This is a genomic window from Nibribacter ruber (assembly GCF_009913235.1).
Lineage (GTDB): Bacteria > Bacteroidota > Bacteroidia > Cytophagales > Hymenobacteraceae > Nibribacter > Nibribacter ruber.
In genome coordinates, this window is the sequence record NZ_CP047897.1 from 3,699,104 (window position 1) to 3,716,650 (window position 17,547).

At 49.3% G+C, this 17,547-nt stretch carries 17 protein-coding genes; 6 read left to right on the top strand and 11 right to left on the bottom strand.

Annotation, left to right across the window (positions count from 1 at the left end; translation table 11 throughout):
* The first annotated feature begins 196 nt into the window (after positions 1 to 196).
* From GU926_RS15630 to GU926_RS15650, 5 genes are all read left to right on the top strand, one after another.
* On the top strand, positions 197 to 1,996 hold the full coding sequence (locus GU926_RS15630; protein WP_160693507.1) for a MutS-related protein: 1,800 nt from the start codon (positions 197 to 199) through the stop codon (positions 1,994 to 1,996).
* Positions 1,997 to 2,090: 94 nt separating this feature from the next.
* Positions 2,091 to 2,336 carry a hypothetical protein gene (locus tag GU926_RS15635; RefSeq protein WP_160693508.1) on the top strand — a complete coding sequence of 82 codons (246 nt, stop codon included), beginning with the start codon at positions 2,091 to 2,093 and terminating at the stop codon, positions 2,334 to 2,336.
* Between the two features lie 162 nt (positions 2,337 to 2,498).
* Positions 2,499 to 2,936, top strand: a complete 438-nt coding sequence (locus tag GU926_RS15640) for a hypothetical protein (RefSeq protein ID WP_160693510.1) — start codon at positions 2,499 to 2,501, stop codon at positions 2,934 to 2,936.
* Positions 2,937 to 3,616: 680 nt separating this feature from the next.
* A complete protein-coding gene (locus tag GU926_RS15645; protein ID WP_160693512.1) occupies positions 3,617 to 4,489 on the top strand; it encodes an alpha/beta hydrolase in 873 nt (290 codons plus the stop codon).
* 209 nt (positions 4,490 to 4,698) lie between these two features.
* Positions 4,699 to 6,045 (top strand): NAD(P)/FAD-dependent oxidoreductase, encoded by a 1,347-nt coding sequence (locus tag GU926_RS15650; RefSeq protein ID WP_160693514.1) that lies wholly within the window; start codon positions 4,699 to 4,701, stop codon positions 6,043 to 6,045.
* Between the two features lie 119 nt (positions 6,046 to 6,164).
* On the opposite strand, the gene tsf is transcribed toward GU926_RS15650, so the two are convergent.
* From tsf to recA, 10 genes are all read right to left on the bottom strand, one after another.
* A complete protein-coding gene (gene tsf / locus GU926_RS15655) occupies positions 6,165 to 6,998 on the bottom strand; it encodes a translation elongation factor Ts (RefSeq protein WP_160693516.1) in 834 nt (277 codons plus the stop codon).
* A 139-nt stretch (positions 6,999 to 7,137) separates the two neighbouring features.
* On the bottom strand, positions 7,138 to 7,899 hold the full coding sequence (gene rpsB, locus GU926_RS15660; RefSeq protein WP_066508735.1) for a 30S ribosomal protein S2: 762 nt from the start codon (positions 7,897 to 7,899) through the stop codon (positions 7,138 to 7,140).
* A 24-nt stretch (positions 7,900 to 7,923) separates the two neighbouring features.
* The gene (gene rpsI / locus GU926_RS15665) at positions 7,924 to 8,310 is read right to left on the bottom strand and encodes a 30S ribosomal protein S9 (RefSeq protein ID WP_160693518.1); all 387 of its coding nucleotides are present in this window, start codon (positions 8,308 to 8,310) and stop codon (positions 7,924 to 7,926) included.
* A 14-nt stretch (positions 8,311 to 8,324) separates the two neighbouring features.
* Positions 8,325 to 8,774, bottom strand: a complete 450-nt coding sequence (gene rplM, locus GU926_RS15670) for a 50S ribosomal protein L13 (RefSeq protein WP_160693520.1) — start codon at positions 8,772 to 8,774, stop codon at positions 8,325 to 8,327.
* A gap of 334 nt (positions 8,775 to 9,108) precedes the next feature.
* Positions 9,109 to 9,822: an RluA family pseudouridine synthase gene (locus GU926_RS15675; protein WP_160693522.1), complete on the bottom strand. Its 714-nt coding sequence runs from the start codon at positions 9,820 to 9,822 to the stop codon at positions 9,109 to 9,111.
* A gap of 161 nt (positions 9,823 to 9,983) precedes the next feature.
* Positions 9,984 to 11,087 (bottom strand): sensor histidine kinase, encoded by a 1,104-nt coding sequence (locus GU926_RS15680; protein WP_232058358.1) that lies wholly within the window; start codon positions 11,085 to 11,087, stop codon positions 9,984 to 9,986.
* Positions 11,062 to 11,751 (bottom strand): response regulator transcription factor, encoded by a 690-nt coding sequence (locus GU926_RS15685; protein WP_160693524.1) that lies wholly within the window; start codon positions 11,749 to 11,751, stop codon positions 11,062 to 11,064. Before GU926_RS15685 ends, GU926_RS15680 begins: the two co-directional genes overlap by 26 nt.
* Before the next feature lie 399 nt (positions 11,752 to 12,150).
* Positions 12,151 to 12,807, bottom strand: coding sequence for a hypothetical protein (locus tag GU926_RS15690; protein WP_160693526.1), 657 nt, complete (start codon positions 12,805 to 12,807; stop codon positions 12,151 to 12,153).
* Positions 12,808 to 12,959: 152 nt separating this feature from the next.
* The gene (locus GU926_RS15695) at positions 12,960 to 13,769 is read right to left on the bottom strand and encodes a DUF3108 domain-containing protein (protein ID WP_160693528.1); all 810 of its coding nucleotides are present in this window, start codon (positions 13,767 to 13,769) and stop codon (positions 12,960 to 12,962) included.
* Between the two features lie 156 nt (positions 13,770 to 13,925).
* Complete coding sequence (gene recA, locus GU926_RS15700; RefSeq protein WP_160693530.1) at positions 13,926 to 14,966, bottom strand: recombinase RecA; 1,041 nt, start codon at positions 14,964 to 14,966, stop codon at positions 13,926 to 13,928.
* A 491-nt stretch (positions 14,967 to 15,457) separates the two neighbouring features.
* Here recA and GU926_RS15705 point away from each other — a divergent pair, with 491 nt between their 5' ends.
* The gene (locus GU926_RS15705) at positions 15,458 to 16,627 is read left to right on the top strand and encodes a hypothetical protein (protein WP_232058359.1); all 1,170 of its coding nucleotides are present in this window, start codon (positions 15,458 to 15,460) and stop codon (positions 16,625 to 16,627) included.
* 43 nt (positions 16,628 to 16,670) lie between these two features.
* On the opposite strand, the gene GU926_RS15710 is transcribed toward GU926_RS15705, so the two are convergent.
* Complete coding sequence (locus tag GU926_RS15710) at positions 16,671 to 17,264, bottom strand: GNAT family N-acetyltransferase (protein WP_160693532.1); 594 nt, start codon at positions 17,262 to 17,264, stop codon at positions 16,671 to 16,673.
* Between the last annotated feature and the right edge of the window lie 283 nt (positions 17,265 to 17,547).

The following is a 17,547-nucleotide window of genomic DNA, read 5'->3' on the forward strand; positions in this document are numbered from 1 at the left end:
GAATGAGTGATTGAATGAAGGAGAGAATGAAAAATGAATAATCAAAGAATTCATCTTCAAGGGAAAACAACGCAATAAATTGCTGATTATGCCTTTTCTAAATTAGAAATACCAATTCATTCCTTATTCTCCTCTGCCATTACTTTTACCTTTCCATCATTCTCTCAATCATTCAATCACTCAATCATTCATTAAAATGACATATTCCCCAGAAGGGTTGTTCGCAGAACGGGAGCAGCGCTTTTTTGCAATAGAAGACCGCTTTGCCAGAAAGCACAAATGGATAGGCTGGTTGCGGCTGGCCTTTGTGGTGAGTGCGGTAGGGGCCTGCGTAGTGCTGTTCTATTATGACCAGGCGGCGGTGGGGCTGGCCGTTCTGCTGGCTGGGTATTTTATTTTTGCGGGGCTCATTCATTGGCACAATAAGATTGAATACACCCGCAAGCATCATTTGTATTTGGGTTTAATCAATAGGGCAGAGCAGGAGCGGCTGCGCGGCGAGTTTCATGAATTTGCCAACGGCCAGGAGTATGAAGAGCCCAACCATTATTATACTGCAGACTTAGATGTGTTTGGGGCCAATTCTGTGTTTCAGTTGCTCAACCGGGGCGTGACCCGTTTAGGCCAGCAGCGGTTAGCCCAATGGCTGAAAGCGCCCGCCCCTCCAGAAGAAATCCAGGCCAGACAAGAGGCTGTGGCAGAATTAGCGCCAGACCTGGAATGGCGCCAGCACCTGCAGGCCCGGAGCATGCACCACCACCGCAAAACCCAGCAATTGCCACAGCCTTTTCTGTTATGGCTCCGAAGCCCTGATTTCTTTGTGGGGAAGGGGTGGCTGGTGGTGGCTACGTTTCTATTGCCGCTGCTCACCATTGTCTCGGTTATCTACTGGGCCCAAGGGCACACTCATTACCCTTTTGTGGGTTTGGTGGTAGTGCAGTTCTTGATTGCCGTAAAATACCAGCGCCAGCGCGATGAGTATTATGAAGAAAGCACGGGCATGTATGAGACCCTGCAGAGTTATACAGACATGTTGGTGCACATTGAGGGCAGAACCTTTCAAAGCGCCAAGGCCCGGCACCTGCAGCAGCAACTCAAAATTGATGACAAACCAGCCTCTCTGCACGTACGGCAGCTGGCCTCCATCATTCAATACCTGTCGGCGCGCCTCAACACCTACCTCAACTTCATCCTGAACCACGCCCTCATGTGGGACTTTATCTGGATGTGGCGGTTGGAGCGCTGGAAGAAGACCATGTCAGGGAACATCGGCGAGGTCCTAAACGCCGCCGCTGAGTTTGAGGCTCTGGCCAGTCTGGCGGCTTTCCAGTATGCCAACCCAGCGTATGCCATCCCGCAGATAAGCCAGAAGCCGTTTGAGTTTGATGCCCAGGATTTGAGCCATCCTTTGATCTTTAGTGAAAACCGGACGGCCAATAGTCTGGCGTTTAGCGGGGCGGGGCACACGGCCTTGATCACGGGGTCTAACATGTCTGGGAAGAGTACGTTTCTGCGGGCGGTGGGCGTGAACATGGTGCTGGCGTTTACGGGGGCGGCGGTCTGCGCCAAAAAACTCGCCGTGTATCCGGGCCAGGTGTATACCAGCATGCGCACTGAAGACAACCTGGCAGAGAACACCTCGTCTTTCTACGCAGAGTTGAAGCGCCTCAAGATTCTGATTGACTTGACGGCCAGCGGAGTGCCGGTGTATTTCTTCTTAGACGAGATTTTAAAAGGCACCAACTCCCATGACCGGCACGAGGGCGCCATGGCCTTGATACGGCAGTTGAACAAACGCTTCTGCGCCGGCTTTGTCTCCACCCATGACCTCGAACTGGGTAACATGGAGCAGGAACTGCCGGGAGCGGTAGAGAACTTCAGCTTTAACAGCTACTTTGAAAACGGGCAGCTTTTGTTTGACTACACCCTGCGGCCGGGCATCTGTAAAAGCTTCAACGCCAGCCAGCTCATGCGCCAGATGGGCATTGAGGTATAGCGTTTTTGGCCTGTTTTCCGGAAAACAGGCTAAAAACGCGGGTGCGTACGTATGAAACTTAATTTACCTTTGTGGTTCACCAACCTAATGTACCATGCGCGTTGTAGCAGATATTCCGCACCCAGAGATTAAGATTACGCTGTTGTCCTGGAACGGGAAATACCTCATCAAGCTAGAGTTGGGCCCGTTTGAGCAGACGTACAAAGTAAGTGAGATGGACGTGGCCGGAGACGAAGAAGTAAAGACGTGGCTGGACCAGGAGTTTCTGCAGCAGTGCATGGAACAATTCTTAACCATGCGCAAAAACCTGCACGAGGCCCGTAGAAGGCACAGCGTGTAGAATTAGCCTATCAGTATATACACGGTAAATTCACTATTATCTGTGGAAAAGGTTGTGGAGAACTTGTTTTTGAATATTGCTTGCTTTATATTCATTTCTCAAACAACTCCTATTCAAGTGCCTTGGTAATGACTACACCATAAGCTTCAACCTCTCCCAGATATGCAGGTAGGAATAAGCAGACATATTAAGATTTCCTACAGACAGGACATGCAGACCGTGATCATACGGTGGCAGCAACCTGTCTCCTTCACGGAATTCAAGCTGAACTGCCTGGCAATCCTGGCCATTGCCAAGGAGAATGCCGCCTCTTCCTGGCTGCTGGACTGTAGGTCTAAGGGCGAAGTTACCCAGAAGGAAAGTCAGTGGCTGGTGGAGGAGTTCTACCCCAAGGCCTTGCAGATGGTGTCTTCGCAGCTTTGCGTGGCGTGGCTCCTGAACCCGCGCCAGATGCAGCGCCTGCAAGAAGGCGAAACCTTTACCGCCGTCACAGAACCGCACCCCAACGTGCACAGAAAAGCGTTCATGACCGAGCAGGAGGCTGTGGAATGGCTGGAGCAGTCCATTGCAGAATATTCCTGCCGTCAAAAAACCAACTAGCCTTTCTTAGGCAGCGCAAGGTACCCGCTATATTTAGCGTATCGTCTTTCATTTCTTCTGCCTCAGCTGAGGCCCGTCCAACTGCCACTCCGGCAAAATTCTTCTGGCTCTCCCTTTCTACCATCCCGTTTCTGAAACAACGTCATCAGTTCCAGAATTTCTTTGAGGTTTTACCTTCTAATGCTGTCTGGCTTTTTGAATTGACGTCATGCTTTATTCCTAATTCAGAAGTAGTCGCTCTTGTTTTCTGCGGAGCTATTCCTGCGCTAAGTTTTCTGTCATCCTCATAACTTTTCTTTGGAACTGGTAAAGGTCAACCGTACAATCCAAAGTAGGATATCTTGCGCTATGCTGATGGAAAATGCACAGACCCATCGTAGCAGACCTGTTCTTTAGATGCAATTTTAATGACGAAGTATTGACTAACGCCAGCTACCCAAACTACACAGTCTCTTCATCTTCAAGCGGAGAAGGAGTAGCAAAATGGCACCTGCCAGATTCAGAGGAAACCCCTTTTACCGTTCTAAAAAGAGCTTGGAAATGGTGCCCAGAGGAGTATACCAAGAGATACTCAAAAGAAAGCAGATTGTCCTTGCCTGCCTGCCGTAGGCGAGTAACTTTGGGCCCGTTGCGCATCCTTTTATAAGGGTGCTTTCTGTATCCATTCTGCCAAAATTTCTATGAAAAAACTGCTTCTTTCTCTATTGCTCTTACTCTCCTTGACCAGCTACGGCCAGCAGGGCACCTTGCAGGAAAGCCTGAAAGTGAAAAGCAAAGTGCTGGGCCAGCCAGTGGAGTATTCCATTTACCTGCCCTCAGATTACAGCCAGTCTAACCGGCGCTACCCGGTCCTTTATCTCTTGCACGGCTACACAGATGATGAAACCGGTTGGGCGCAGTTTGGCGAGGCACATTTAATAGCCGATAGATTGATGCAAACCGGGCAGATTCCGCCTATGATCATTGTGATGCCAGACGCCGGCGTTACCTGGTACGTAAACAGCGCAGACGGCAAGGCTAGCTACGAAGACTTCTTTATCCAGGAGTTCATTCCGTTTATAGACAAAGAGTACCGCACCCGGGCTAGCAGAGAATTCAGGGCCGTGGCCGGTTTATCCATGGGTGGCTACGGGTCCTTGATCTACGCCATGAGACACCCAGACATGTTCACCGCCGCCGCCCCGTTGAGCGCCGCCGTCCGGACAGATGCCGAGGTGCTGGCTACGCCGGAGGCTGATTACAACCGCACCTTCGGGAGTATTTACGGCGCCAACCTGAAAGGCCAGGATCGGCTGAGCCCTCACTGGTACCAAAACTCTGTTTTAAAACTAGTAGAAACCCAACCCGCCGCCAAGCTCAAACAAGTGAAATACTACATAGACTGCGGCGATGATGATTTTCTGATCAAGGGCAACATGGCCCTACATGCCGCCTTGATTGACCAGAAGGTGCCGCATGAGTTCAGGGTGCGTGACGGTGCCCACAACTGGACCTACTGGCGCACCGGCCTGCCCGAGGTCCTTATGTTTGTAGGCCAGAGCTTTCACAGGTAGGCAGTTCTGGGTTGGCCCTCTTAGGCGGCGTTTTTAGGCTGTTTTCTGGAAATCAGGCAAAAAACGAGGAGGTGGAGGGGAGCAGAGAGTCAGTTGACAGCGATGTTCTAATTAAGAATATCTTATATACTGCAAATCAAGTATAAGTCTAAGATTGGCTTTCTGCCAGCCTTTAAGTGGCAGATTACTTTACTCTACACCTTGTAGCTATGCTTCAGATAAATGAGCTTTCTTTAAATATCCCAGATACCACCAAACCCCGCGTGGTTGTCATTGGCGGCGGCTTTGGCGGGGTGAACCTCATCAAGAACCTACCCAGTAAAGAGTTTCAGGTGGTGCTGTTTGACCGCCAGAACTACCACGGCTTCTGGCCGCTTCTGTACCAGGTGGCCACTGCCGGCCTGGAGGCAGACGCCATTGCCGAGCCGCTGCGCAAAATGTTTGACGAGGACTATGAAGACTTCCACTTCCGGCAGGTGAAGGTGACGGGCATCAATCCAGAAAGTAAGACCATCTCTACACTGGTAGGTGATTTGTCTTATGACTACCTGGTCATTGCCACGGGTACCAAGTCCAACTACTTTGGCAATGACCAGATCAAGGAATACTCCTTCCCCCTAAAGCAGATTCCAGACGCCCTCAACCTACGCAGCCATCTCTTGCAGTCCTTTGAGCAGGCCAACATGATCGTGAACCCACAAGTGCGCCAAAGCCTCCTGAACATTGTGATTGTGGGGGGCGGACCAACCGGCGTAGAGCTGGCAGGCTCTCTAGCCGAGATGCGCCGTCACGTGCTGCCCAATGACTACCCGGGCATGGACTTCAGTAAGATGAACATCTACCTGGTAGAAGGTCTGGACCGCGTGTTGCCGCCTATGTCTCCAGAATCCAGTGCCAAGACTTTGAAGTACCTGCAAGACGTAGACATCCATGTGAAGCTGAACACGCTGGTGGAGTCGTATGACGGCAAAACGGTGACGTTTAAAGGCGGAGAGCAGATCCAAACCCAGACCTTGATTTGGGCCGCCGGCGTGTCGGGTGCCCAGGTGAAGGGGCTGCCGCCCGAGGCCAGTGAGCGCGGCCGGTACCTGGTAAATCCTTACAACCAGATCACAGGCTACCAGGATATCTTCGCCATTGGGGACATTGCTGCCATGAAGACAGAGAAGTGGCCGAAGGGACATCCCGGCGTGGCGCAACCGGCCATTCAGCAAGGGAAGCACCTGGCCAAGAACCTGCGCCGCCTGCACCGCAAAGAGGCGCTGGAACCGTTTGAGTACTTTGACAAAGGCTCTCTGGCCATCATAGGGCGTAACAAAGCCGTAGCCGATTTACCTAAGAATCTGCACCTGAGTGGTTTCTCTGCCTGGGTGGCCTGGCTCTTTGTGCATATCTACTACCTCATCGGGTTTAGGAACAAGCTGGTGGTATTGGCCAACTGGGTCTACAAATTCTTTACCTATGAAAACGGCACCCGTTTGATTATCCGTCCGTTCCTCAGGAAAGAAGACATTGCCGGGCAGGAGTTCGTCAAGAAGCAGGCAGACTTGGATTAATGCCGTTTTTGGCCTGTTTTCCAGAAAATAGACCAAAAACGAAGGCCTCTTAAAACGCATTAAAAGAAAAAGCCCAGCTGTGTGAACAGCGGGGCTTTTTACTTATAATGACTCAGTGATTAACCGATAGCGATACGCTTGAACTCAGTAACGGTCATGCCTTTAGAGGTATTATCCAATAATTTAGCGATGGTTACAGAAGGGTCTTTCACGAACTCTTGGTTCAACAAAGTGCTCTCTTTGTAGAACTTGTTCAGTTTACCCTGAGCAATTTTCTCAAGCATTTCTTCTGGCTTGCCTTCTTGACGAGCCTGCTCTTTTCCAATCTCAATCTCGCGCTGGATAGTGTTGGCATCCACACCGTCTTTGTCAACGGCAATTGGCTTCATAGCAGCAATTTGCATAGCCACGTCTTTACCAACCTCAGAAACCTCAGTACCGCCCGTGTTCGTCAAGCCTACCAATACACCTAATTTACCATTAGAGTGGTTGTAAGCTACAACTTTCTCAGCGTTGATGGTCTCATAAGAAGCCACGTCGATTTTCTCACCAATTTTACCCATCAAATCTGTGATGTGGTCGTTTAGGGAGCGGCCGTCAGCCTGAGGCGTAGCCAATAAGTCTTCTTTAGAAGTAGAGTTGCTGGCAACAGCAGCAGCCAAAACGGCGTTAGCCAGGTTTTTGAAGTCTTCTACTTTAGAAACTGGTTCAGTCTCACAAGCCAAAGCAACTACCTTACCTACAGTGCCTTCTGCGTTTACTTGGGTTAACACAATGCCTTCAGAAGTTGCGTTGTCAGCACGTTTGCTGGCAATCTTCTGGCCTTGCTTACGAAGAATATCCTTGGCTGCTTCAAAGTCGCCGTTTGCTTCTGTAAGCGCTTTTTTGCAGTCCATCATACCGGCACCGGTTTCCTGGCGCAGTCTGTTAACGTCTTGTGCTGTAATAGCCATTGTTCTTTATTTAAGAATTACGGATAATATATTTCTACTGGAGATGGGCACTACGCCCAATAATTAAAAAGAAACTGAACACCAGTTGCTACGCTTCCAATGTTCAGTTTCTTTTACTTTTTATGAGTCAATTGGAAGACTATTCAGCCTCAATTTTCTCCTGGATGCCTTCTTCTTCAGAACGCTTCTTGTCAGTTTCGTCTTTGTCTACTTTACGCTCAGAAAGACCTTCTTCAATGGCCTTACCAATTAGTGAAGTGATCAAAGCGATAGACTTAGAAGCATCATCGTTTGCCGGGATAGGGAAGTCTACTAGCTCTGGGTTAGAGTTGGTATCTACAATCGCGAATACTGGCAAGTTCAATTTCTGAGCTTCTTTGATGGCGATGCCTTCACGCTTCACGTCCACGATGAACAATGCAGCTGGGAGACGTGACAAGTCAGCGATACCACCTAGTACACGCTCCAATTTCTCGCGCTCACGAGACATCATCAAACGCTCACGCTTTGCCATAGCGGCATACGCAGTGTTCTCTTTCACCATTTTGTCAATGGTAGACATTTTCTTCAAAGACTTACGTACTGTCTGGAAGTTAGTCAACATACCACCCAACCAACGGTCAGTCACATAAGGCATTTTAAGGCGTTTTGCCTCTTCAGCTACTATGTCCTGCGCTTGTTTTTTGGTTGCTACGAACAAAATCTTGCGGCCAGACTTGGCAATCTGCTTGATAGCGGAGATAGCCTCATCTAGAGAAACAAGCGTTTTGTTTAGGTCAATGATGTGGATGCCGTTTTTCTCCATGAAAATGTACGGAGCCATTTTAGGATCCCATTTTCTGGTAAGGTGACCAAAGTGTACACCGGCGTCCAGTAATTCTTTATATGTGGTATTAGCCATGATATATTTACAGCTGATGATATATTAACGTTTAGAGAACTGGAATGAACGACGAGCCTTGCGCTTACCGAACTTCTTACGCTCCACCATGCGTGGGTCACGTGTTAAGAATCCTTCTTTTTTAAGGGCCGGACGGGTCTCCGCGTTTTCTTCTACCAAAGCTTTAGAGATAGCCAGTCTTAAGGCTTCTGCCTGACCTGCCACACCACCACCTTTGATGTTCGCACGAACGTCGTATTTACCAACCGCGTCAATAGTAGCCAAAGGCTGCTGAACGATGGTTTGTAATACTTCGCTCGGGAAGTATTCCTTAATATCTCTATCGTTAATAGTGATATTCCCTTGCCCAGGCGTCATGTAGATGCGCGCCACCGAGGTTTTTCTTCTACCAGATGTATTGAGAACTTCCATTAAATATGATTAGATTATTTTGTAAGTTTTACTTGAACAGGCTGTTGGGCCTCATGTGGATGCTCTACCCCTGGATACACGTACAGGTTGCGGAACTGCTCACGACCTAAGCGAGACTTAGGAAGCATACCTTTCACGGCGCGCTCTACCAATAGCGTAGAAGACTTGGCTTTCAATTCACGCGGGGTGAAGGTCTTCTGACCACCTGGGTAACCAGTGTGCGTCACAAACGTCTTCTTGTCCCACTTCTTACCAGTCATTCTAACTTTGTCAGCGTTGATCACAATCACGTTGTCACCGCAGTCAGCGTTTGGAGTGAAAGAAGGTTTGGTCTTACCACGCAAGATCATGGCGATCTGGGTAGCCACACGGCCTAATGTTGAGTCTCCGGCGTCTATCACTACCCAGCCTTTATCAGCGGCCGCCTTATTAACTGATAGCGTCTTATAACTTAAATGGTCCATTGTAAATGGTTAACAGGTTGAAAAATAAAGTATCACTACTTTGAAAAATGGTCACAAAGATAGGAGTAATTTTTGGCAGGTGCAATACCGCTTTTAGATTATTCCCTTGAAAACCACTTTAATGGCTACGCCAGTTCTGAGTCCAGAGTCTTGAGTCCTGAGTTGGGAAATGGAAAGGAGTAAATAGGCAGCGCTTGGGTAAAGAATATCGTTTTTGGCCTGTTTTCCGGAAAACAGGCCAAAAACGGAATCGGTATTACAGGAAGTGATCAACTCAGATGCTGTTATGCTTTAAATTTCGAATAACGAACAACTAATAACCAGCAACGAACTTCTAGCTATTCTGCCGCAGTAACTTCACCAGCACTTGAAAGTCCTTCGGGTAGTCTGCGGTGATGGTCACGGGCTCTCCGTTCAACAAGCTAAAACCTAACTGGTAAGAATGCAGTGCGAAGCGTTTGATCAAAGGCTGTTCCTCGGTGTCTTTGGCCAGGTTGAACTTGCGCTTAAGCGAGGAAAGGAACAACGGCTGACCGCCGTACATCTCATCCTGCACAATAGAAGCCTTCAAGTACGCCAAATGCAGACGTATTTGGTGCATACGGCCCGTCACGGGCTTACACTCTACCAGCGTATGGCGCGAGAATTTCTCTAGCGTGGTAAAATAAGTTTGCGCGGGCTTGCCTTTGTACGCCAGTTTGGCAATGCCTTTCAAACCCGGCTGAATGGCGCGGTCTACCAACTGGTTGTCAAACTCATGGCCTCCCCAGGCCACGGCGTGGTACACTTTGGTCACCTGGCGGTTCTCAAACTGCATGGACAGGTGACGGTAGGCCTCGGGGTTCTTGGCGATGGCCAGCGCACCAGACGTTTCCTTGTCAATGCGGTGGCAGACCTGGGCGTCATCATGGTACTCACGGGCCAGGGCCAGCAGGTTAGAAGATTGAAAAGAACGGTCTTCCAGCGTGGCCAGAAACGGCGGCTTGTTAACGACTATGTAGTCTTCGTTCTCAAAAATAATAAGGTCTCGGAAAGCGGGTAGCTTCATATAAATCTGGGAGTGGCCCAAGGGCGAAAAGCGTTTTTGGCTTATTTCTACGGAATTAGCGCAAAAACGGCAGCCTCTGGCAAAAGGCGCAAGTTACTCAATATTTCGCATTTGTGCCTGAGGGGCGGGAGCACGTTTTAGCAGCAGCAGGAGAGGGAGCTTTATGCTTTGGCGGTGGGCAGCTTGAACCGCAGAATGGTGCCTTTGCCTACTTCGCTTTCAATGGCGATGGTGGAGCGGTGCGCTTCTACAATGTGCTTGGAGATGGCCAGTCCCAGGCCAGAGCCGCCACCGCCGGTGTCTTTGGTGCGGCTCTTGTCTATGCGGTAGAAACGCTCAAAAATGCGGGTCTGGTGCTCTTTGGGCACGCCGCGGCCGTCATCTTTCACCGTAACCAGCGTCTTTTTCTTCCCACTGTAGAAGGAGAGCCAGATGTTGCCTTGCTCACGGCCGTACTTAATGGCATTGTCTAATAGGTTAATGAGCACCTGCTTGATGCGGCCTCTGTCTGCCTGTACCAGATAGGTGTCTTGTTCGTCTTCTTCCAAGTGCAGGGTGATGCCTTTGAGGGCCGCCTTGTTTTCCAACTGCTCAAAGATTTCATGCGCCAGGACTCTCAGGTCAAAGGTAGACTTCTTCATCTGTACCACGCCTTTCTCTAGTTGGGAAATGGTGATCAGGTCCTGCACCAGCTCGTCCAAGCCGTCCAAGCTTTTGGCGGCCTTCTGCAGAAATTTGTCGCGCACTTTCACGTCATCCATGGCGCCATCCAACAGCGTATGGATAAAGCCCTGCGCGGCAAAAATGGGCGTCTTTAATTCATGAGACACGTCTGCCAGAAATTCACGGCGCAAAGCTTGCAAGCGTTTGAGCTCGTCAATCTCCTTCTGTTTCTGAGCGGCCATGTGGTAGATTTCCTCCTTAATGCGCTTGAGGGGTTCTGGACGCCAAAGGAACTTATTGCTCATACGCCTGAAATCCTTGCGCTTGGTCTTGTCCAGCCCGTCATAGATAATGTTGATCTCTTTGAAGATGAGCGCCTCATAAGAAAAGTACACCAGAAGAAAGCAAGAGGAAAACGTGAAGCCAAGCGCCAGAATACGCTCTTTGAACTCCAGAGACGGCGAAACTAACAGGTACGCGGTAATGATGGCCGCCACCAACAGCGAGATGATGACGGCAATGCCTTTAGAGGTCAGTCTGAACTTTCCAGAACCAACTTCTACGGAAGGGGCAGGATTAGTCGGTGTTGAATTTGTAGCCAACGCCTTTGATGGTCTTTATTTGGTCTTCGCCTATTTTCTCACGCACTTTTCTAATGTGCACGTCTACGGTGCGCGCAATCACAAACACATCATTGCCCCAGACGTTGTTCAACAACTCGTCCCGGCTGAACACCTTGTTGGGCGTGGCCGCCAGAAACGCCAGCAGTTCAAATTCTTTCTTGGGCAAGGTGATTTTCTGGTCGCCGCGTTGTACGTTAAAGCTGGTTCGGTCAATGCGCAGATCGCCAATCTCAATGACAGGAGTTACATCGGTCTGCTGGTTGTCCCGGCGAACGAAGGCCGCCAGTCTGCTAATGAGCGCCCGGGGTTTGATGGGCTTAACAATGAAATCATCGGCGCCGGCGTCAAAAGCAGCCACCTCAGAGAATTCCTCAGAACGAGCGGTCAAAAAGAGAATGCGGGTGTCTTTGAACTTGGGATTGTCCCTGAACTGGCGGCAGGCGGTGATGCCATCCATGACGGGCATCATGACGTCCAGCAGAATGATGTCTGGCTTGAAGGTGCGGGCCACGTCCTGGGCTTCTTTGCCGTTGCCGGCCTGCGCTACCTCATAACCTTCCTTCTCCAGGTTGTACTGCAGCAATTCTACAATATCTGGATCATCATCTACTACCAAAACCTTGTATTTAGCTTGAACTTGCATATCCTTTGGCGTATGAAGGTTGGTTTAGGAAGCTTTTAAAAGCCATTTTCAGGGTTAGGAATTTCCCTAATACAAATATAGGCATTCCTTTAAGGCCAACACCTTTTTAGCAGATGGTGTAAGCAATGATAACAATTTGATAACCTCTTTAGCGCGCAAAGATGTTAGCGCAGCTTAGTAAGCCTTCGTTTTTGGCTTGTTTTCTGAGAAATAGCTTGAAAGCTTTAAATTATTATCAAGCTTTACTGTTGCCGACCCATAAAAGTGGAAAGAGTATAGTAGCCTAAGATTTTAGCGCTCAATTCCTGCAGGTACCAACGTCACGGTTGCAGGTTCTTTTGATCATATGAGTAAATTATATTGGCATCAATAATAAGTTTTCCCTATAAGGTAAGCCACTCAATCATGGCGCAAGAAAATGATGTCAGTTCTTGCGAAGTCATCTAAAGAAGGGAGTGTTTGAGTTAAATTTTTAATACTTGATTCCTGGCTTCTGTATAAACGGTGTATCTCTGGATTTTCCGTGTCCAGTTCCTTCATTTTTGATATTAGGTAGTAGGCGTCTTCTTTTACACCATACTTATGCCGTACTTCAGACAATAGGTAGAGGGCAGCCACATTGGTAGAATCAAGCCTTATAGACCCTCTGAGCATTTGGTCGTAGAGTTCAAGCCTTGTGTTGTGCTTCTTCTTAAGAAACACCGATAAGGCAAGCAAATCATATGTGTTTTTAGAGTAGTCTAGAACATATTCGCCCAATCCGACCAACATGGGCTTCTCACCTTCAACTGTTACTACCCCAGAAGTAACATCTAATGAAAACATCTTAGGGTAGATTCTTTCTGCGCCCTTTAGGTCTTCCTTGGAAAGCAAGTTAATGAAAGCTAGAGAAGAGTCTTTCTTGCTTTTTAGAAGTGTAGGGTTATGATACCTAGATAAATCAAAGGTAACGTTGTCATTTCCTTGAGTGCCTTTTGCCTTGGTTTCCTTTCCCTGCACACATCTGAGGAGACAGATGCTTATTAGGATGGAGAGTGCTAAATAAGCTCTTTTCATTAAATGTTTATTAAGGATTGGGCTTTTCTATTTTTGACCTATTTACTGATAAATAAGCTAAAAATGAAAAGGCCACCGGAGGGAAACCTCCGGTGGCCTTTCTAAATCTATAATCCTTTAGCGCACAAGATCAATTCCTGCCACTGGGTATTTTACCTCACTACACTTAATCTGCTTTGCAAGCCGCTGTACTTGTACAAATCTACCTTCACGGCTCCTACAAACATCTCGGCCTGAATGAGCACGGGAATCTTGTTGTTGTCATCTGAGAGGTAGACGGAGATGGCGTCTTCGCCGCTGAACAGTTTGTTGGCGGGCATGCGCGGCACCAGACGGTGAGCGCGAATTTTACCAGCCTTGGTTTCTACCACCTCTTTGCCTTTGTAGGTCACAATCAGGTTGAACACCTCGTCATCCAGGAAACCCTGTACCTTAAAGGTGTCGCCGGGCTTGTAGTTGTGCAGTTTGAGGGTGCGCAGGAAGTAGAAGCCGCTCACCATGTCCTGCACGTTGTCTGGCACGTTGTAGTTTGCGTTTTTGCGGTTGTCGCGGCTGTCTGTGACAGAGACTTTGTTGGCGAAATGGTCAAAATCACTGTACTCCTTCTTTCTATAACGTCCTTCTTCAATGCTGCGCACAAAGCGCTGTGGCACAATGGCGGCGGTGTCTATGTAAGAAGTCCAGGAGTCGCGCACGCGGTGGAAGAAGTCAAAGGAGCCGGTGGTCTTGCCGTTCACAGAGGCCTGGTAGCAGGTACGGTTGTTCACGCGGTGCAGGGTAGGGGCCACGTTGATGACCGCCTCGCCGGCGTTGATGACCCCGTAGTGTACTTTGTATTGAAGGGTCTCGCCTGACTTGAAGCTGTCATTGTCTATGACCCGCATGGAGTCTTTGACGGCAAAACCGCTGAGAATGGTTCCCAGGAACCCAGTTAGGAAGAGAAGTTTGTATGGTGCACGCATAAGTCAATCACATCTGTTCTAATCTGGCATATTCAAAACTCGTACCAACTCTCATTGTACAAGGGGTTAGACAAAAATAACAGTTTTAGCCAGGAACTCAACTTAAACAGAAAAGGCACCCTAAAAGGTGCCTTCTCCATGTATTTTCTAGAATAATTATTCAGCTGAGGTGTCTTCCAGGGCGGCGGCCACTTTCTCTGGCTCACCGTTGACCATGGCTCTGATCTTGACCTCAATCTCTTGCATCAACTCTTCGTTGTCCAATAACAGTTGCTTAACAGCGTCACGGCCCTGGCCTAGTCTGTTACCGTCATAAGAGAACCAAGAACCAGACTTCTGGATGATGTTCAACTCCACGCCCAGATCCAGAATCTCGCCTACTTTAGAGATACCCTGGCCGTACATGATGTCAAACTCCACCACTTTGAACGGAGGCGCTACTTTGTTTTTCACCACCTTCACCTTGGTGCGGTTACCAGTGATGTTGTCTGCACCCTCTTTGATCTGACCAATTCTGCGGATGTCCAGACGTACTGAGGCGTAGAACTTAAGGGCGTTACCACCCGTGGTAGTCTCTGGGTTACCGAACATCACACCAATCTTCTCACGCAACTGGTTGATGAAGATACAGCAGCAGCCGGTTTTGTTGATGGTACCCGTCAATTTACGAAGCGCCTGAGACATCAAACGAGCCTGAAGACCCATCTTGCTCTCGCCCATGTCACCTTCTAATTCGCCTTTAGGCACCAGCGCGGCCACAGAGTCAATCACAATGATGTCAATGGCACCAGAGCTGATCAAGTGGTCTGCAATCTCAAGGGCCTGCTCACCATTGTCTGGCTGGGCAATGAGAAGGTTTTCAGTATCAATGCCTAGCTTCTCAGCGTAGGATTTGTCAAAAGCGTGCTCGGCGTCAATGAACGCGGCAATACCGCCTTTCTTTTGAGCTTCGGCAATGCAGTGCATGGTGAGCGTGGTTTTACCAGAAGACTCTGGTCCGTAGATTTCAACCACTCTACCGCGTGGAAGACCTCCAATGCCCAACGCAATGTCCAATCCCAGGGAGCCGGTAGAAATAGCCGGTATGTCCACTACATTGGTATCGTTCAGCTTCATGACAGTCCCTTTTCCGTAGGTTTTGTCCAGCTTGTCGATGGTAAGTTGGAGCGCTTTCAATTTTTCGGTGTTTACACTCATGTCTGTGTTTTTCTTTGCTTTATTAGTATGTGAATTTACGAATCCTAAGCCAATCTGCAAACGCTTGCCGCGGCGTTTTGGGCACTTGCCAGACCTGCTTTTGAGGCGCAATATTCTAACACCACAAGGTAGGCTTTTGTGCCATTTTAGACTATATTTTTTAGTTTTATTTTTAGCCTTTTGCTAATGATTGTAGTAAAGCATTCTGCCTCAGGAGAGTAGTGTTGTCTACTGTTTGCTCATTAAATTAGTTACCTGAGCGTGCCCGTTCACCAGCTCCTCTGCAGTACCTGAATCCTTCTCCCAAAAGCAGCGAACAATCTATTTTTTTGCCGGGCATTGGCCCAGACGCATGGCTGGCCGAGCGTCTGGTGCGTACAGTTTCTTGCATAAAATAAGTACCTTGTCCGTAAGTTGGGGAAGAAGCTTCTACCAGAAAAACTGGCTTCTTCTGCTCTGTTTGGTCCCTATTCCTGATATTAAAATAGACTATGTTGAAGAAATGGCTTCTAACGACTGCAGGATGCGTGTTCTGTGCCTCCCTGGCCCAAGCCCAGTTAAATAACCAGGCCCTTGAGAACCGCCAGACGGCCAAACCAGATCAAGTGGGGGAACTGCAACTGGGCATCAACGCGCTGGGCTACAGCAAGAACAACGAGTATTTCAACAACATAGCAGACGGTTACACGCTGTTTGGCTACCACCTCAACCCCAGGCTGGTCTACCAGGCCACCCCGCACGTGCGCATAGACGCTGGCGTGCAGTTGCAGAAGGATTTCGGGACCAAAAAGTATTCCCTGGCCCAGCCCACCTTTAGCATCCGGTATGAGAAAGACGACAAGACGCTCATCTTCGGGACGCTGGAAGGACACGTGAACCACGGCTACATTGAACCGCTCTATGACTTTGAGCGCCTCATGACCAACCGCCTGGAAAACGGGGTGCAGTTCTTGCTCAACAAGCCCTGGCTTAAGCTGGACGCCTTCATTGACTGGCAACGGTACCTGCGCGAAGGAGACCCATTCCAGGAAGTGGTGGCCGGTGGCACGGTGGCTGAGTTTGCCTTGTACCGTACGCCTGCCTCCCTGGACACAGATGAAACCACTGCTGGTTCTGAGTTCTACGTAGGGCTACCTGTTCAATTCACGGCCATGCACCGCGGCGGCCAGATAGACGTCACAGACAAACCGCTGGATACTTTCTTCAATGGGACCATTGGCTTGATTCTGCGCAAAAACTATGACAAGAAGGTGCTGCACGCGCTGTACTTTCAGCCGTACGTGGTGGCCTTCAAAGACTTTTCCAACACCAAGCAACAGGCGTTCACCCAAGGCACGGGCATTTACCTCAACGCGGGCGTAGACACCAAATACCAGAACGTGATGTTAAGCTACTGGCGGGGCCGGGGCTACGTCTCAGAGATGGGCGGGCAATTGTATCCGTCGCAGTCTTCTAACTTTCTCAATCCTACGTTCACCCAGGAAGAGCGCGATCTATTGATTCTGCGCCTGATGCATGACGTGCGCCTGGCACAGGGCCTGACATTAACGCTTCGCCTGGAGCCGCTCTACGACCTCAATGACCCCAAGCTGGAATTCTCCAACAGCCTGTACCTGAACTTTAACACAGACTTTTTTCTGGCCAGGCTGAAGAAGCGCTAGCCGTTTTTGGCCTGTTTTCTGGAAAATACCCCAAAAACGACCTTTACCTGGAGTGACCTGGAAATTCTTTGCGGGTGATCTTGTAGGTGAAGAGAGGCCGCGCCGGGGCATCAGAGAGAGTGGACAGGTAAGGCACAAACTCACCGGTTTTGGTAAACCCGTTGCGCTCGGCCACTTTTTGGCTGCGCTGGTTTTCCTTGGCGCAGCGCAGGTTCACGGCTTCCAGGTGCAGGACTTCAAAGGCATATTCCAGCAGTGCGTGCATGGCCTCAGAGATGTAGCCTTGTCCCTCGGCGTCTATATCAATGTAATACCCCACTTCCGCTACTTTTTTGCCGCGCGCCAGCCGTCTCAGGGTAATGTCCCCAATGTACTGGCGGTCTTGCTGGCGCCAGATGCCAAAGCTATAAAGGTCACCGGTGCGGCGCTGGTATTCCAGCATTTTTATGCGGCTTACGGCTTCCTCCAGGTTGGTCACAGAAGAGGTGCGGTCCGGGAAGTCTGATAACAGCCTCGCCTTGTTGGCTTCCAGCAGGTTCCAGAAGACTTGGGCCTCTTCCAGATGGTAGGGGCGCAGCAACAGCCGGGCCGTGGTGAGGTGAAAGGAAGAAACGTAAGAGGTAATGTGCTGCCGCATAAGGTAAAAAGAGAACCAGCCTTTTGTACGAGGTACAGCCACAGAAGTGCCATCCCAGCAAGACAAAATCAAATACCGGTGCCACCTCTTATCTCCCAGCCAGCTTTGGGCAGAAGTGCTCAAAAATCTGACGGACTGCAGAAAAGAATGCTGACCCTTGCGTGATATTGCCTGCCAATATCTTTTGCCCGAACCACGCGTTAAAGACAGAATTGTGGTAAACCCTGTTTAGCCTTATGTGATTTACACGTAAAGCCGTCTCAGTTACCCCAAAGGAGTCCTT

Coding starts and splice junctions, on each gene's coding strand:
- GU926_RS15630 (WP_160693507.1), top strand. CDS start 197: ATGACATATTCCCCAGAAGGGTTGTTCGCAGAACGGGAGCAGCGCTTT.
- GU926_RS15635 (WP_160693508.1), top strand. CDS start 2,091: ATGCGCGTTGTAGCAGATATTCCGCACCCAGAGATTAAGATTACGCTG.
- GU926_RS15640 (WP_160693510.1), top strand. CDS start 2,499: ATGCAGGTAGGAATAAGCAGACATATTAAGATTTCCTACAGACAGGAC.
- GU926_RS15645 (WP_160693512.1), top strand. CDS start 3,617: ATGAAAAAACTGCTTCTTTCTCTATTGCTCTTACTCTCCTTGACCAGC.
- GU926_RS15650 (WP_160693514.1), top strand. CDS start 4,699: ATGCTTCAGATAAATGAGCTTTCTTTAAATATCCCAGATACCACCAAA.
- tsf (WP_160693516.1), bottom strand. CDS start 6,998: ATGGCTATTACAGCACAAGACGTTAACAGACTGCGCCAGGAAACCGGT.
- rpsB (WP_066508735.1), bottom strand. CDS start 7,899: ATGGCTAATACCACATATAAAGAATTACTGGACGCCGGTGTACACTTT.
- rpsI (WP_160693518.1), bottom strand. CDS start 8,310: ATGGAAGTTCTCAATACATCTGGTAGAAGAAAAACCTCGGTGGCGCGC.
- rplM (WP_160693520.1), bottom strand. CDS start 8,774: ATGGACCATTTAAGTTATAAGACGCTATCAGTTAATAAGGCGGCCGCT.
- GU926_RS15675 (WP_160693522.1), bottom strand. CDS start 9,822: ATGAAGCTACCCGCTTTCCGAGACCTTATTATTTTTGAGAACGAAGAC.
- GU926_RS15685 (WP_160693524.1), bottom strand. CDS start 11,751: ATGCAAGTTCAAGCTAAATACAAGGTTTTGGTAGTAGATGATGATCCA.
- GU926_RS15690 (WP_160693526.1), bottom strand. CDS start 12,807: ATGAAAAGAGCTTATTTAGCACTCTCCATCCTAATAAGCATCTGTCTC.
- GU926_RS15695 (WP_160693528.1), bottom strand. CDS start 13,769: ATGCGTGCACCATACAAACTTCTCTTCCTAACTGGGTTCCTGGGAACC.
- recA (WP_160693530.1), bottom strand. CDS start 14,966: ATGAGTGTAAACACCGAAAAATTGAAAGCGCTCCAACTTACCATCGAC.
- GU926_RS15705 (WP_232058359.1), top strand. CDS start 15,458: ATGTTGAAGAAATGGCTTCTAACGACTGCAGGATGCGTGTTCTGTGCC.
- GU926_RS15710 (WP_160693532.1), bottom strand. CDS start 17,264: ATGCGGCAGCACATTACCTCTTACGTTTCTTCCTTTCACCTCACCACG.